General features: G+C 74.9%; 13 protein-coding genes. 8 read left to right on the top strand and 5 right to left on the bottom strand.

Going from position 1 to position 13,980, the window contains the following annotated elements:
* Positions 1-19: 19 nt before the first annotated feature.
* From ABIE39_RS10995 to ABIE39_RS10980, 4 genes are all read right to left on the bottom strand, one after another.
* A complete protein-coding gene (locus tag ABIE39_RS10995) occupies positions 20-361 on the bottom strand; it encodes a type II toxin-antitoxin system PemK/MazF family toxin (protein WP_209827943.1) in 342 nt (113 codons plus the stop codon).
* Positions 361-621, bottom strand: a complete 261-nt coding sequence (locus ABIE39_RS10990; protein WP_209827945.1) for a hypothetical protein — start codon at positions 619-621, stop codon at positions 361-363. Before ABIE39_RS10990 ends, ABIE39_RS10995 begins: the two co-directional genes overlap by 1 nt.
* Positions 622-840: 219 nt before the next feature.
* Positions 841-8,112, bottom strand: a complete 7,272-nt coding sequence (locus ABIE39_RS10985; RefSeq protein ID WP_354051734.1) for a DUF5979 domain-containing protein — start codon at positions 8,110-8,112, stop codon at positions 841-843.
* A 389-nt stretch (positions 8,113-8,501) separates the two neighbouring features.
* Complete coding sequence (locus ABIE39_RS10980; protein ID WP_354051732.1) at positions 8,502-9,698, bottom strand: GTP-binding protein; 1,197 nt, start codon at positions 9,696-9,698, stop codon at positions 8,502-8,504.
* A 174-nt stretch (positions 9,699-9,872) separates the two neighbouring features.
* Here ABIE39_RS10980 and rpmB point away from each other — a divergent pair, with 174 nt between their 5' ends.
* The 7 genes from rpmB to ABIE39_RS10945 all read left to right on the top strand — a co-directional run bounded on the left by rpmB (position 9,873) and on the right by ABIE39_RS10945 (position 13,002).
* On the top strand, positions 9,873-10,109 hold the full coding sequence (gene rpmB / locus ABIE39_RS10975; protein ID WP_175008792.1) for a 50S ribosomal protein L28: 237 nt from the start codon (positions 9,873-9,875) through the stop codon (positions 10,107-10,109).
* On the top strand, positions 10,109-10,276 hold the full coding sequence (gene rpmG, locus ABIE39_RS10970; RefSeq protein WP_021483268.1) for a 50S ribosomal protein L33: 168 nt from the start codon (positions 10,109-10,111) through the stop codon (positions 10,274-10,276). Before rpmB ends, rpmG begins: the two co-directional genes overlap by 1 nt.
* A complete protein-coding gene (rpsN, locus tag ABIE39_RS10965; protein ID WP_175008791.1) occupies positions 10,276-10,581 on the top strand; it encodes a 30S ribosomal protein S14 in 306 nt (101 codons plus the stop codon). The genes rpmG and rpsN overlap by 1 nt, the downstream gene beginning before the upstream one ends.
* A 59-nt stretch (positions 10,582-10,640) precedes the next feature.
* The gene (locus ABIE39_RS10960) at positions 10,641-10,940 is read left to right on the top strand and encodes a type B 50S ribosomal protein L31 (protein ID WP_175008790.1); all 300 of its coding nucleotides are present in this window, start codon (positions 10,641-10,643) and stop codon (positions 10,938-10,940) included.
* Positions 10,937-11,059, top strand: coding sequence for a type B 50S ribosomal protein L36 (gene ykgO, locus ABIE39_RS10955; RefSeq protein ID WP_021483271.1), 123 nt, complete (start codon positions 10,937-10,939; stop codon positions 11,057-11,059). Before ABIE39_RS10960 ends, ykgO begins: the two co-directional genes overlap by 4 nt.
* A gap of 61 nt (positions 11,060-11,120) precedes the next feature.
* Positions 11,121-12,566 carry a zinc metallochaperone AztD gene (gene aztD, locus ABIE39_RS10950; protein ID WP_354051728.1) on the top strand — a complete coding sequence of 482 codons (1,446 nt, stop codon included), beginning with the start codon at positions 11,121-11,123 and terminating at the stop codon, positions 12,564-12,566.
* A 154-nt stretch (positions 12,567-12,720) separates the two neighbouring features.
* Positions 12,721-13,002: an HU family DNA-binding protein gene (locus ABIE39_RS10945; RefSeq protein ID WP_086149447.1), complete on the top strand. Its 282-nt coding sequence runs from the start codon at positions 12,721-12,723 to the stop codon at positions 13,000-13,002.
* A 187-nt stretch (positions 13,003-13,189) separates the two neighbouring features.
* On the opposite strand, the gene ABIE39_RS10940 is transcribed toward ABIE39_RS10945, so the two are convergent.
* Complete coding sequence (locus ABIE39_RS10940) at positions 13,190-13,561, bottom strand: hypothetical protein (RefSeq protein ID WP_021482679.1); 372 nt, start codon at positions 13,559-13,561, stop codon at positions 13,190-13,192.
* Between the two features lie 178 nt (positions 13,562-13,739).
* On the opposite strand from ABIE39_RS10940, the gene rpmF reads away from it, so the two are divergent.
* Positions 13,740-13,910 (top strand): 50S ribosomal protein L32, encoded by a 171-nt coding sequence (gene rpmF, locus ABIE39_RS10935; protein ID WP_009864893.1) that lies wholly within the window; start codon positions 13,740-13,742, stop codon positions 13,908-13,910.
* The last annotated feature ends 70 nt before the right edge of the window (positions 13,911-13,980 follow it).

Raw genomic sequence — 13,980 nt, 5'->3', positions numbered from 1 at the left:
GCTCGGTCAGGTCACGTCGTCACGGCGTGCCGCGACCCCACAGCATGTCCACGGTCCGCAGGATCGCGGACACGTCGTGGACGTCGGGCTCCACCTTGGTGATGCGCTCGTAGGCGAACGAGCGCACCTGCTCGCACATCGCGAACGAGCCGGGGGACCACTGCACGTGCATCGGCCACCCGCGGTGGGTGGACGTCAGGGGCACGCCGGTCAGGATGTGCGTCGCGCGGTGAGTCGGGGGCAGGGACAGCACCAGGTGCGGGCGGTGCTTGGCCTGCTCACGGCCCCGGGTCGGGTCCATGCTCAGCCAGACGATCTGGCCCTGGGTGATCTGGTCGGGACGCGGGAGAGAAGAGGTCATCACTCGTCCTCGGACAGAGGTGCCGGCACGGGCTGCGCCGGCGGCTGCGGCTGAGCCATGGTGTCCTCCAACCCGTAGTCGTCGTCCGACGGCCACTGGCCCTCGGCCTGCATCTGGGCCTGGTACTCGCCGGGGGAGAGCTTGGCCATCGCCGCCCAGAACTCACGCTCGGCGTGCTCCGCCAGCAGGCGGTCGATCGCGACGTCAAGCGTGACCGCCTGGCCGGCGGCGTACTCCCGCAACTTGTCTCGGGTGCTCACCCGGACCTTCAACGTGGTGGTCGTAGCACTCATACTCTGCAGACTACCAGTGATAACCCGCGTAGAAACCTACCGCACGGCAGTTCTTTGCTCGGTACCCATCCGCCCGTGGTAGAGCGCCACGTTCTCGGCGATGTCCCCCGTCGAGCGCGGGGCGGCGACGGAGCAGGAGACGGCTCGGCCCCGGACCGCGAGGCGGTCCGGGGCCGAGCGGCCGCGTCAGGCGACGGGGCCCCTGCGCCGTCGCGCGAGCACGAGCGCCGCGCCGCCGAGGGCGAGGAGCAGCGCGAGCGCGGCCACCGCGCCGAGGCGCGCGCCCGTCGTCGCCAGCCCGGTCCCGGTGCCGTCCGTCGTGCCGCCGGGCGTCCCGGCAGGTGCGTCGAACGTGTTCGTCACGACGACCGCCGCACCCGGCCGGACCGTGAGGTCCGCCGTCGTGCCGTCGACCGTCGTCCCCGGCTCGCCCGGCGCCGTCACCGCGACCTGCGTGGCGGCGGCGCCGCCGGTCGCCGACTCCTCGACGGTGCACGCCGCGTCGAGCGGGAGGTCGGCGTACGTGACCGTCTCGTCCGCGCCGAGGTGGCGCACGCCGCCCCCGGGCACGTCGAGGGCGACCGCCTCGCCGTCGACCTCGCGCGTGCAGAGCAGGCGGACCGTGAACGGCCCCTCGGCGCCCGGCGCGTCGGCCGCGCCCTCGACCCGCTTGGTCACGTCCAGCGACGCCACGTCGAACGTGTTCGTCAGGGTCACGACGGCGGGCTCCTCGCCCCCGACCACGACGGCGCCGTCCGCGCTGGTGGCGGTGGCGGTGGCCCCGCCCGTGCGCGTCTCGGTCACGACGCACCCTGCCCCGACGGGCAGGTCGCGCACGGCGGCGCGGTAGCCGCCGTCGGCCGTGAGGGCGAGGCGACCGTCGGCCGGGAGCGCCAGCGTGCGCGTCTCGCCGTCCACGTCCCACGTGCACACGGCCTGCGCCTCGAACGGTCCGGCTCCCCAGAGCTCGGCGCCCGCACCCTCGACCGTCTTGACGACCTCGAGGTCCGCGACGTCGAACGTGTTGGTCGCCGTGACGACGGCCTCCGACACCGTCCCCGCCTCGGCGGTGCCGTCCACGACGACCCGCCCGTCGGCCGGGGCGAGCGCCGAGCGCGTCGCCCCGCCCGCCGTCGTCTCCTCGACGACGCACTCCGTCCCGACGACGAACGTCCCGAACGTCCGGCTGCCGCCCGCGTCGAGGTCGAACGACTCCTCCAGCACGGTGCGGCCGTCCCGCGTGCAGACGACGTCGAACCCGAACGGCCCGGCCCCGTACGCGGCGGCGCCCGCCCCGTCGACCTCCTTGGTCACGCGGACGACGCCCGCGTCGTACCCGTTATGGACGACGACCTCCGCCGGGGTCGTGCCGACGAGCACGTCCGCGCTGCCGGCCCCGTGGTCGGTCACGCCGTCGCCCGTGACGACGACGCGCTGCGGCGCGTCCGTGGTCGTCTCCGTGACGACGCACGTGGCGCGTGCCGGGATCGTGCCCTCGGGTGCGGTGAACGTCTCCCCGGCGCCGATCGTGAACCGCAGCTCGGTCGAGCCGGCGGCGTCGAACGTGACGGGCGCGCCGGTGGCCGCCGTGCAGACGAGCGTGAAGTCGAACGGCCCCAGCTCCTCCTGCGTGGCCTCGGTGTCGACCTGCTTGGTGACGGACAGGCCCGAGAACGCGTAGTCGTTGCCGACCGTGACGACCTGGGTGGCCGGCACGTCGGCCTCCGGGGACGCCGCGACGTCGACCGCGACGGTCGCCGGCGAACCGGTGCGCGTCGTCTCGCCGTGCTCGCCGAGGGTCCCGCCCTCGGACACGACGCACTCCGTCCCCACCGGCAGGCCGTCGACGCGGGCCGTGAGCCCGCCCTCGACGGTCAGGGAGAGCCGTGCCGCGTCACCGAGGTCGAGCGTCACACCGTCGACGGTGCACACGACGTCGACCGGGTAGGCGCCGGGCGCGTAGCCCGCGGCGTCGCCGGTGACCTGCTTGTCGACGCGGAGGGCGCCCGTCGGGAGCGCGACGCCGACCTGGCTCGGCGCGAACCGCTCGAACGTCGTCTCGCCCGTGTAGCGCCACTTGACGCCGAACTGGTTCCACGCGACGTCCGGGCCCGACGGGGCGATGGGTGCGACCCCGCCCGGCGTCACGTCGGACGCCATGCGGTTGACCGTCGAGTAGGTGACGTCGACGGCCCCACCGCTGTCGAGGCGCCCGGCCGCGGTCGTGCGGAAGTCGAGCGAGACGCGCAGGCCCGTCACGGCCGACCAGTCGGTCGCGTCGTCGGCCGCGGCCCACACCTCGCCGTTCTGCTCGCACACCGCCTGCGTCGTGAGGTCGCGCCACGTGCCCGCGCACACGTCCGGGCTCGTCGTCACCTCGACGACGGCCGTCGTGCCGTCCGGCGCCGCGAGCTCCGGCACGCCGGTGAGGACGGGGCGGTAGGTCGACCCGCGCGTCGCGCCGGTCAGGAGCATGCGGTCGCCCGCGGTGGGGAGCTGCTCGAACAGGACCATCTCCTCCACGGGGGTCGTGCCCACGTTGACGACGTGCAGGAGCCAGTCGTCCGTCCCGCCGACGACGCTGTTCGCGACGCACGGCGTGCGGTACCAGGCGCCGCCGGCCGCCTCGAGCGTCGGACGGCACGCGGTGGCCGGGGCGGACGGGTTCGTCGCGCCGTCCACCGCGCCCCGCACGCCCTTGACGCTGTAGAGGTTCGGCCCGTCGACGGGGGCGACGAAGTCCGTCGTCCCGCACGTGCGCGGGTCGCTGCCCCAGGCCGGGGTCGTCGCGGCACCGTCGAGGCCCGTGCAGGTCTCGAGCGGCTCGTCGGTCCGCACGGTCATCTGGTTCGTCGCGCGCTCGCCGGAGGCGAGCCCCGGCTGGAGCTCGAGGAACAGCCGCACGCGGAACGTCTCGCCCGGCGCCATGACGCGGCCGTCCTCGGGCCAGGTGAGGACCAGGTCCCGGCCGTCGACGGCGAGGACGACGTCCGTGGACAGCAGCCCGCCCTCGGACGTCGCGTACGACGGCGCCGGATCGCCCGGGTGCACGAGCGTGGTGGGCAGGGTGTCGCGCAGCTCGGTGAGCGTGAGGTAGCCCGTGCCCGTGTTGGTGAACGACAGGTCCCACGGGACGGCAGCGCCGACCGAGACCGTCCGGCTCCCCTCGTTGGCGACCTTGCGGACCGCGATCTCGTGCGTGCCCGGGGAGAGGGAGACGGTCGCGCTCGTGCTGCGCTCCGGGGACGTCTCGCCGTCCGGGCGCTCGCTGCGCACCGTCACGGTGTTGTCCACGGAGCCGTCCAGGACGACCGGGTCGCCCGTGGACCGGGAGGCGTCGCGCAGCACGACCGTGAACGCGGCCCGCGCGTCCCAGGCCGGTGCGGGGACGTCCGGGCTGAAGAAGCCGCCGTCGGCGCGCGAGAAGGCGATGCGCACGCCCTGCACGTCGGGGTAGGCGTCGGCCGCCACGGGCAGCACCGGTGCGTCGACGGCCGTCGGGGCGCCCTCCGCCCAGGCGAGCGCGCCGTCCGTGCCGAACGGCCCGTAGACGTCGACCGCCACGCGGTCGGCGCCGTGCGGTGCGGTGAGCGCACCGAGCCCGGTGAAGGTGAACGTGTCCCAGAACTCCGGGGACGACGCGACGTCGTCGCGCAGCCAGACCTCGGCCGGCGCGAGCGAGCTCACGGGCCGGGTGCTGGAGGCGGCGCCGAGCGTGACGGTCACCGGCGTGCGGCGCGACGGCTCGGTGAGCGACGCGGGGGACACGGACTTCGTCGGCGCCACGTCGATGTCGCCGCCTGTGAGCACGACCCGCACGTCGTCGAGGTCGCCCGTGGACGTGCCCGGCGCGAGCACCGGGTCGGACGACTGCGCGAACGCGCGGTTCGGGACCTCGGTGGTCTGCCCCGCCCGCAGCGCGATCGGCTCGCCCGTGCTGCGCACGTGCGTGCGCAGGACCGTGTCCAGGGTGAGCGTGAGGCGGTTCGCCGCGGAGATGGTCCCGCCGCTGAGCGCGGGGTCGGAGCCCTGGAACGTCACGCTCACGCCGACGACGTCGGCGAGGCGCTCGGGCCCCCACGTCACGAGGTCGGCGACCGTCGTGCGCTCGCTGGAGTGCTCGCCGTCCGCGGTGCGGTGCAGGACCCACGCGACGCTCTGCGCGAGGTCGACCTCGTGCGCGAGGCTCGCGTCCACACGCACGCCGGTGACGTCGTAGCGGTCGAACGCGCTGGCCGCGCCGTCGGGCGCCAGCCAGTCCACGTCGGCCGTGAACGGGTCGCCGACGGCGGCCTCGGCCGTGCCGGGCACCTCGCAGCCCGCCACGCCGCTCGCGGTCTCGGAGCACGCGGCGGGGTCGGTGATGCGGACGAAGGACGCGCGCGAGACGGACGTGCTGCGCGCCTGGATCGTGAACGTCGCCGTCGGCTGCGGCGCGTCCGAGTCCTCGCGGGGGACGTGGACGGGCTGCGTCGGGGTCACGGACTTCGTCACCGCGACGCCGGGGGCGTGGTCGACGAGCGAGATGGTCGCGGAGTCGGTGTCGCGGACGGGGTCGCCGCCCGCGGCAGGGACCGCCTCGACGCCCGCCGTGTTGACGACGCTGCCCGGGCGGTCGCCGTCGAGGGCGCTCTCCTGGGTCACCCAGGCACCGGTCGAGCGGGTCGTGGAGCGCACCTGCCAGTCGAGCACGAAGCGGCGGTCGCTGCTGCTCGTGGCGACGCCCGTGCCGGGCAGCGGCGCGTACGGGTCGAACCCGGCGCCCGGTCGCCGGGCGGCCTCGCGCGCGGCGACGTCCTCCGCGAGGACGAGCCGCACGCCGGTGGCCGCGGCGCGCTGCTCGCCGGTCAGGGTGTGGCCGACGAACCGGCCGTCCTGCACCCAGCCCCCGGCCGGGGGCGCGACGGCGGTCCACGTGCCGTCGACGAAGAGCTCGACCCCGGTCACGGTGTCGTAGCGCAGGTACCAGCCGGTGCTGAAGGGCACGTCGCTCGCGTCGACCGGCGCGACGCGCACCAGGTCGAACGCGTCGAAGACGGTGCCGGCGACGTCGGCGGGGTCTCCCGCCGGGTCGCTGATCGTCACCGACGAGAAGCCCTCGCGGACGCGCCAGTCCAGCGCGGTGCTGCGCTGCTCGCCCGACTGGGACGGGACCGTGCTCTGCAGCCAGGACTTGTCGATCCCGACGGCGCCGGTGCCCTCGCGGGTGACGACGCGCGCCGTCGCCGTGTCCTCGGCGTCGTCGGTGAGCGTGGTGCCGCCGCGGGTCACGCCCTCGGCCCGCACCGTCGCCGTGTTCACGAACGCGGTCGGCTCGTCGGGCCGCGCGGTCACGTCACCGCCGGAGCGCAGCGTGCCGCGCGCCTGCGTGACGACGTACGGCGTGAAGCTCGTGTCGACGGGCAGGCCCGTGGCCGACTCGAGCACGAACCGGACGCCCGTGAGGTCCGACGGGGAGACGCCCGCGGGGAGCGCCGCAGCCAGATCGTCCGCCGTGACCTCGGCGACGAAGGGTCCGTCCTGCGCGGGGAACGCCGCCACGCGCAGTGCGGAGCCGTCAGAGCCGATCGCCTCCACGGTCAGCGACGCACCGGTCGGGACCTGCGTCGGCGCGACGCCCGACAGGTCGAACGCGTCCCAGAACTCACCGGCGCCGCCGGCCCACGCGTCCTCCACGACGAACGTCCGAGGGCTGACGTGCTCGGAGGTCCCGACGACCCGCGCGGCGAGGCCGGCGACGACGCGCGCGCCCGGCTCGACGGCGGTGCCCGGCCGGACCGTCTTGTCGAGCGTCGCGTCGAGCGCGGGCCGGACGAGCTCGAGCGTGTCGCTCGCCTCGTCGGTCGCGGTCTGCCCGTTCGGGGCGGCGACCTCGGCGCTCGCGGTGTTCCGGGTGGCGCGCGAGACGGCGTCGCCCGCGGCGTCCTCCGTCGTGACGACGTCGAGGACGAGAGTCGCGGCGGCGCGCGGCACGATCGCCCCGGTGAACGTCACCGAGAAGCCGGTCACGTCGGTGTCCGGGACGTCGGGCGTCTCGCCGGGCGCCAGGGTGACGGTCGTGGTGGAGCCGTCCGCGCGGTGGAGCTCGAGGTCGGCGGACTCGGCGCCCTCGGGCCAGGAGAACGTGCTGAAGCCGCCGAGCACGACGCCGTCGGTGAAGTAGTCGCGGTCGGTGACGGTGAGGGAGCGGACGGGGACGTCGGACGTGCTCGTCGCCGTGATGGTGGCCGTGGCCGTCTCGCCCGCGGAGATGCGGTCGGGGGTGATGTCCTTGACGACGTCGACGCCGACGGTCGCGGGCGTGACGCGGTGCTGGGCCGTCGCGGTGTCCGTCACGGGGTCACGGCCCTCGGCGGTCGCGGTGGCCGTCGCGACGTTGTCGACGACGTGGGGCGCGGCCGACAGGTCGGCACCGTCCCGGTCCGTCGCACGCTGCGTGAGGTCGAGGCGCGCCGTGGCGGTCGCCCCGGGGACGATCTCGCCGGCGTAGGTCAGCCGGAGGCCGCCGACGGCGGTCGGGTCCACACCGGTGGGGAGCGCTGCGCCGGGGGCGGGGGTGCCCGTGACCCAGGACCACGAGCCCGCGTCGGAGCGCACGTAGGCGTCGACCTGGACGCTCGTCGCGCCCTCGGGCAGCGGGTCGGCGGCGAGCGCCGTGAGGTCGGTGAGCGTGAACGGGTTGGTCGGGTCGAGCGCGCCCGCGCCGTCGGTCGACGCCTGCGGCTCGGTGACGACGAGCGTGCCCACCGGCACGTTCGACGTGTTGGTCGCCGTGAGCGTGACCGTCGACGGCGCGCCCGCCTCGAAGGTCCGTGCCGCCGGGGCCCAGGACTTCGCGAGGTCGACGCCCGTCTCGACGGGGACGCTGAGGTGCACGGTCGCGCTCGCGCTGTCCGGCGCGGAGTTCGCCGCGGTGGTCGTGGCGGTGTTGACGATGTCCGTCTCACCGGGCCGGGCGTCGTCGGGCACCTGGAGCGTCAGGGTCAGGGTGAACGTCGCCCCCGGCGTGAGGCCGACGCCCGCGGGGGTCTCGTCGCGGAACGCGACGTGGACGGCGGTCGCGGCGCCGACGACGGCGGGCTGGCTCACGGGCTGGCCGGCCTCGGTCCACGACACGTCGTGCACGGGACCGGTCGTGGTGCGCACGGCCTGGAGCTCGTAGCCCGCGAGCTCTGCGGGGAGCGCGTCGGTGAGGAGGGCGTCGACGCACGTCGTCTCGGAGCACGTGACCCCGACGCTGTACGTGAAGACGTCGCCGGGGGACAGGGTCTTGTGGTCGACCCGCTTGCTGACCTCGAGGTACTGCGGGTCGCCGTCCGCCGCCGTGGCGGTCGCGGCCCCGGCGAGGGCGAGGGGCGCGGCGAGCGTGACCGCGAGGGCCGCCGCCCACAGCCGTCGCCAGGTGTGTCGTCGCCTGTCGTGCCGTCGTGTGCCGAGCCGTCGCGTGCCGTGGTGCACCAGTGCGTCCTTCGTTCGGTGGTCGAGCGCGCGCCCGGCGATCTGGGCGCGCGTCCAGGAGGTCCGCACGAGAGGACTCGCCCGGGCACGGGCCATGACGCGAACTCGCAGGTGAGGCGGGTCACGTCGGCGCGCGCCGGTGCGCTTCCGGTCGTACTGTGATCCACATCACTGGCAACGCGCGTCACGAACGGGCACCCCGGTGCTCTTGCACTGGTGGGGGACGTCGCCACGACGGGTCACGTGGCGACACACCTGGACCGGTGGCGGTCCGCGACGAGAGCTTCGCTGGGGGGAGCTCTCGCGGCGGATCGCCACCGGTTCTCCCGTCTTCAAGAGCTTCCGTCCTTCCGGCCCGCCCTCGCGTCCCGGCGGCAGCGGCCCCGACCTCAGGCGGCGTCCGTGCGCGCGCCGAGCCAGGGCGCGAGGACGTCGGTGCGCCCGAGCCAGCGCAGCCCGCCGTCGGCCAGCTCGTCCGGCGTCGCGAGCACGTCGCGGAACGCGTCGAGGACCCGTTCGCGCACGCCGTCGCCGGGATCGCCGTCCGGCGGCGTCGCGCCGACCACCACCACGCGCGTGTGCGGCTCGACGGGCCGCCCCTCGGCCGTGGTCGCGTCGTCCCACGTGCCGAGCGTGCCGATGCAGAGCTGGCCGCCCGCGCCGTCCCACGCGCACAGCGAGTCGGGGCGGTTCGCGACGTGGAACACCCCGCGCGACCGGACCCGCCCCGTACCCAGGTCCTCGATGCGGCGCAGCAGCCGCTCGGGGTCGAAGGGGCGCGCCGAGCGCAGCTCGACCGTCCAGCTCCGGTCGCCCGTGCGGCGGGCGTGCCGGGGGAGCGGGCCCCGCACGCCGAGCGGGTGCGCCCGGCGCTCGCCGGCTCCGGCGTCGTGCGTGCGCCCAGCGAGGTCGGCGGCGGCGAGCGCGTGGAGGCCGTCGATGCGACGCGTCCCGACGCCACGCAGCCGGTCGACGAGCCCCGACCCGGTGGTGGCGGCGACGGGGTCCCCGGTCGTCACGACGAGGTCGGCGTGCTCGAGCTGCGCGGCGAGCACCTCGCCGACGGCCCGCTGGTCGTCCTCGGTGAGCCCCACGCCGCGCTCGGAGACGAGGTCGTCGTCGAGCAGGTCGTGCTCGAGCGTGTCCACGTCGGCGACGGCGAGCGCGGTCGCGAGGCGCAGCCGCTCGAGCTCGGCGCCGGGGGCGGTCTGCGCGGCGAGCGCGCGGACCACGGGCAGCGACTCGGCGGCCACGGGCAGGGCGAGCACCACGTGGTCCCAGCGCCCGTCCTCGGCGAGCCGGCGCAGGGTCGGGACGGCGTCCTCCCGGACCGCGCACGACAGGCACGCGTGCTCGAGCGGCACGACCTCGTCCTCGACGACGCCGGTCGCGTCGACGACGACCCGGCGCAGCGCGCCCTCGGCGGCCCGGATGTCGTGGCGGAGCGCGACGACGCGCGGCGCCCCGACGACGAGCCCGAACACCGCGCTGTCGCGCAGCACGGGGTCGATCGTCGCGAGGACGCTCAGCGCGACGCGGGTGTCGTCGGGCGACGGTTCCGGCGAGGGGCGTGACGAGAGGGGCATGAAGCGCTCCGATCCGTGGTCTGGGGCGTCCCGGGCGGTTCGTTCGGCCGACCCGGGAACAACCTGCTCCTGAGAACTGTTCTCGACAGCGGGTCAGCATAGCGTCTTGACGGGAATGATTCTCACTATCTAATGTCGTCCCCGTCGCCCCGACCGACCCCGAGAGGAACCGCCATGTCCGCCGTCTGCCAGGTGCTCGGCACCGCTCCCGGGTTCGGCCACGCGATCTCGCACTCCCACGTGCGGACCAAGCGTCGCTTCGACCCGAACGTCCAGAAGAAGCGCTACTGGGTGCCGTCGCTGGGTCGCCACGTGACCCTGCGCGTCAGCGCCCGGGGCATCAAGACCATCGACCGCCAGGGGATCGACGCCGTCGTGGCGCGGATCCTCGCCCGAGGGGAGAAGCTCTGATGGCTACCCGCACCGACCTCCGTCCCGTGATCAAGCTCCGGTCCACGGCGGGCACCGGGTTCACCTACGTGACCCGCAAGAACCGCCGCAACGACCCCGACCGCATGGTCCTGCGCAAGTTCGACCCCGTCGTCCGCCGCCACGTCGACTTCCGCGAGGAGCGCTGATGGCGAAGCGGTCGAAGATCGCGCGCAACGACCAGCGGGCGGCCGTCGTCGCCCGCTACGCCGAGCGCCGCGCCGAGCTGAAGCGCGTCGTCGCGTCGCCGTCGTCCTCGCCCGAGGAGACGGCGGCCGCGGTGCGCGAGCTCCAGCGCCAGCCCCGCGACGCGAGCACCACGCGCGTGCGGAACCGCGACGTCGTCGACGGCCGCCCGCGCGGCTACCTGAGGAAGTTCGGGCTCTCCCGCGTCCGCCTGCGCGAGCAGGCGCACCGCGGCGAGCTGCCCGGAGTCACGAAGTCGAGCTGGTGACGGCGGCCGCCCAGCGCGGCGGCCCCCCACCCGTCACCGGCCCAGCGAGGAGAACCACCATGAAGAAGGACATCCACCCCGTCTACGGGCCCGTCGTCTACCGCGACAAGTCCGCCGACCTCTCGTTCCTGACCCGCTCGACCCTCGCAGGCGACCACCCGCAAGGCCCGGGCGTCCCGCGCGAGACCGTGACGTGGACGGACGGGAACACCTACCCCGTCGTCGACGTCGAGATCTCGAGCGCGAGCCACCCGTTCTACACGGGCACGCAGCGCGTCGTGGACACCGCCGGGCGCGTGGAGAAGTTCCGCCAGCGCTACGGCGCCCGCGGCGGCGCGCAGGGCGGGAGCGCGCGATGAAGGTCCGCGCCTCGCTCCGCTCGCTCAAGGACAAGCCCGGGGCGAAGGTCGTGCGCCGGCACGGCAAGACCTTCGTCCTCAACAAGGCCAACCCGCGCTGGAAGGCCCGTCAGGGCTGACCTGCGCACCACCACCACCGGAGAGGAGCGGCCGCCCGGGTGTCCGGGCGGCCGACCACGCATGCACCACACCGCACCCGACCCGACCGACGCCGCTGCCGATCCCGCCCGGGTGACGGCCCCTCCCGGCGCCCGTGCCCGACGCCGCCCGCTCGCCCTCGCGCTCGGCCTCGCCCTCCCGCTCACGCTCGTCGCGGCGTGCGCGCAGGGCGCGGGCGCCGAGGGCGAGCAGGGCGACGCGGCCGAGCCCGCGCCGTCGGCCACGTCCGACGTGAGCGAGGCCGCGGCGCTCACCCCCCGCCTCGCGATCACCTACGACGGCGGCGTCCAGGTCCTCGACGCGACGACGCTCGAGGTCGTCGACGACCTCGAGCTCGACGGCTTCAACCGCCTCAACCCCGCGGGCGACGGGCGGCACCTGCTCGTCTCGACGTCCGGCGGGTTCCAGGTGCTCGACGCCGGGACGTGGGCCGAGCCGCACGGCGACCACGCGCACTACTACACGGCGGACCCGGTCCTCACGGACGTGACGTACGCGGCCGAGAAGCCGGGGCACGTCGTCGTGCACGACGGCCGCACCGCGCTGTTCGACGACGGCACGGGCGAGATCACCGTGCTCGACTCGGCCACGGTGGCCGACCCGCACGGCATCGACGACGCGCGCACCCTGACGACCCCCGCAGCGCACCACGGCGTCGCGGTCGAGCTGTCCGACGGCGCGCTCGTCGTCTCCGAGGGCACCGAGGACGCGCGCACCGGCGTCCGCCTCCTCGACGCCGCGGGCGCCGAGGTCGCGGCGAACGACCAGTGCCCCGGCGTGCACGGCGAGGCCGTCGCCGCGGACGAGGCCGTCGTCATCGGCTGCGAGGACGGCGTGCTCGTCGTCGCGGGAGGCGCGATCACCAAGGTCGCGGCCCCGGACGCCTACGGGCGCATCGGCAACCAGGCAGGCAGCGAGGCGTCGCCCGTCGTGCTCGGCGACTACAAGTCCGACCCCGACGCGGAGCTCGAGCGGCCCACACGCGTCTCCCTCGTGGACACGCGCGACGCGAGCCTGCGCCTCGTCGACCTGCCCGCGAGCTACACGTTCCGCTCGCTCGGGCGGGGCGACGCGGGCGAGGCGCTCGTGCTCGGCACCGACGGGGCGCTGCACGTCATCGACCCGGAGTCGGGCACGGTCGTGCGGTCCGTCCCCGTCGTCGACGCGTGGGAGGAGCCCGAGGAGTGGCAGGAGCCGCGGCCGGCCCTGTTCGTCCAGGACGGCATCGCCTACGTCACGGACCCGGCCGGTCGTGCGATCCACGCGGTCGACTACGTGGGCGGCGAGGTGTGGAAGAGCGCGGAGCTCGACGTCGTCCCGAACGAGCTCAACGGCGTCACCGGGAAGCCGGCCGCCGCGGGGGGCCACGAGGCCGACGAGCACGCCCACGAGGACGGCCACCACGGTCACGACGAGCCCGCGCACGACGAGCACGAGGGTCACGACCACGAGCACGAGGACGGCTGAGCGAGGACACGCGACGACGAGAGCCGCGAGAAGTCGCGCGAAACTCCGCGTGTTCCCTAGTGTTGTCCCCGGTGCACGGCCCCGCGGCTGGCACACTGAGACCGTGACGACGGGTGGTGACCACCGCGCGTCGTGAACCGAAGAAGGGATTCGCATGTCGCTCAACAAGTCCGAGCTCGTCTCGGCCATCGCCAGCAAGGCCGACCTGTCGAAGGCGGACGCCGAGAAGGCTCTCAACGCCTTCCAGGAGGTGCTCATCGAGTCGCTGGGCAACGGCGAGGCCGTCAAGGTCACGGGCCTCCTGTCCGTCGAGCGCGTCGAGCGTGCCGCCCGCACGGGCCGCAACCCCCGTACGGGCGAGGAGATCTCGATCCCGGCCGGTTACGGCGTGAAGATCAGCGCCGGCAGCCTGCTCAAGAAGGCCGTCGCCAAGTGACGTCCCGCTGACCGGCCGTCGCCGGCCCGGTCAGCAGCACGAAGGCCCGGACCCCCGTGAGGGGATCCGGGCCTTCGTGCGTCGCACCCCCTGCGCCGAGCACGGGGTTGACGTCGTTATCGGCGTGATGGCGCCACCGACCTCGTGCTCGACCGCGAGGAGGCTCGTGATCGGCGACCTGCGCTTCTCAGGCGTGCACGACGTTCGCGAGGATGCCGTGCTGCGTGAGGCGCGTGCCGATCGCCTGGTCGACCTCGCCGAACGCCTTGTTCGAGCGCGCGACGCCGACGGCGCCGGCCATCGCGCCGTGCCCGGTCGGGCGGTCGATGCGCGCGACGAGCTGGTCGCCGTGGACCATGAAGTCGACCGTGAAGACGAGGTGCTGGGCCTTGCCGGCGAACGCGCCGAGCCAGAACGTCTTCTGCTTGCTGCCGCGCTCGGCGGCCCACTGGCCCGTGGGGCGCGTGGTCACCGTGAAGCCCTGCTCCTGGAGCGCGGCGTGCAGGTGCTGCTTGGCGACCTCCGGGTCACCGGAGAGGAAGTAGTCGACCGTGGCCATGAGGGCTCCTCGTGCGTCGTGGTGGCGGGTGCGGCAGTCGCGCCGGGTCCGGCGGGTCGTGGCAGGGTGCGCGCGGCCCCGGGGATGCTACCGCCGGGCCGTACCGACAGCGCGACCGTCTTGAGAATCGTTCTCACGAACTGGTAGGCTGGTCGCTCGCCCACCGGAAGGACCCCTCATGGCCGTGCCCAAGCGCAAGCTCTCCCGCTCGAACACCCGTGCCCGTCGCTCGCAGTGGAAGGCGCAGGTGCCCGAGCTCGTGACCGTCGTCGTCGACGGCCGCGAGGTCACCCTGCCGCGCCGCCTCGTCGCGGGCGTGCGCCGCGGCCACGTCACGCTCCCCGAGTGAGCCGGAGGGGCGGCGTCGGGCCCCGGACGGCCCGGCCCGCGCGTTCGGTGCCCGACGGCGCGTGCCGCCG

It is taken from the genome of Cellulosimicrobium sp. 4261 (assembly GCF_040546915.1).
GTDB classification, from domain to species: Bacteria; Actinomycetota; Actinomycetes; order Actinomycetales; family Cellulomonadaceae; genus Cellulosimicrobium; species Cellulosimicrobium cinnabarinum.
Note: the sequence above shows the minus strand (reverse complement) of the source record. Positions and strands in the feature narration are given on the sequence as shown.

What these genes read in the sequence shown, in the direction of transcription:
- ABIE39_RS10980 (WP_354051732.1), bottom strand. Translation starts at nt 9,698, where the DNA reads ATGCCCCTCTCGTCACGCCCCTCGCCGGAACCGTCGCCCGACGACACC.
- rpmG (WP_021483268.1), top strand. Translation starts at nt 10,109, where the DNA reads ATGGCTACCCGCACCGACCTCCGTCCCGTGATCAAGCTCCGGTCCACG.
- rpmF (WP_009864893.1), top strand. Translation starts at nt 13,740, where the DNA reads ATGGCCGTGCCCAAGCGCAAGCTCTCCCGCTCGAACACCCGTGCCCGT.
- aztD (WP_354051728.1), top strand. Translation starts at nt 11,121, where the DNA reads ATGCACCACACCGCACCCGACCCGACCGACGCCGCTGCCGATCCCGCC.
- ABIE39_RS10940 (WP_021482679.1), bottom strand. Translation starts at nt 13,561, where the DNA reads ATGGCCACGGTCGACTACTTCCTCTCCGGTGACCCGGAGGTCGCCAAG.
- ABIE39_RS10995 (WP_209827943.1), bottom strand. Translation starts at nt 361, where the DNA reads ATGACCTCTTCTCTCCCGCGTCCCGACCAGATCACCCAGGGCCAGATC.
- ABIE39_RS10960 (WP_175008790.1), top strand. Translation starts at nt 10,641, where the DNA reads ATGAAGAAGGACATCCACCCCGTCTACGGGCCCGTCGTCTACCGCGAC.
- rpmB (WP_175008792.1), top strand. Translation starts at nt 9,873, where the DNA reads ATGTCCGCCGTCTGCCAGGTGCTCGGCACCGCTCCCGGGTTCGGCCAC.
- ykgO (WP_021483271.1), top strand. Translation starts at nt 10,937, where the DNA reads ATGAAGGTCCGCGCCTCGCTCCGCTCGCTCAAGGACAAGCCCGGGGCG.
- rpsN (WP_175008791.1), top strand. Translation starts at nt 10,276, where the DNA reads ATGGCGAAGCGGTCGAAGATCGCGCGCAACGACCAGCGGGCGGCCGTC.
- ABIE39_RS10945 (WP_086149447.1), top strand. Translation starts at nt 12,721, where the DNA reads ATGTCGCTCAACAAGTCCGAGCTCGTCTCGGCCATCGCCAGCAAGGCC.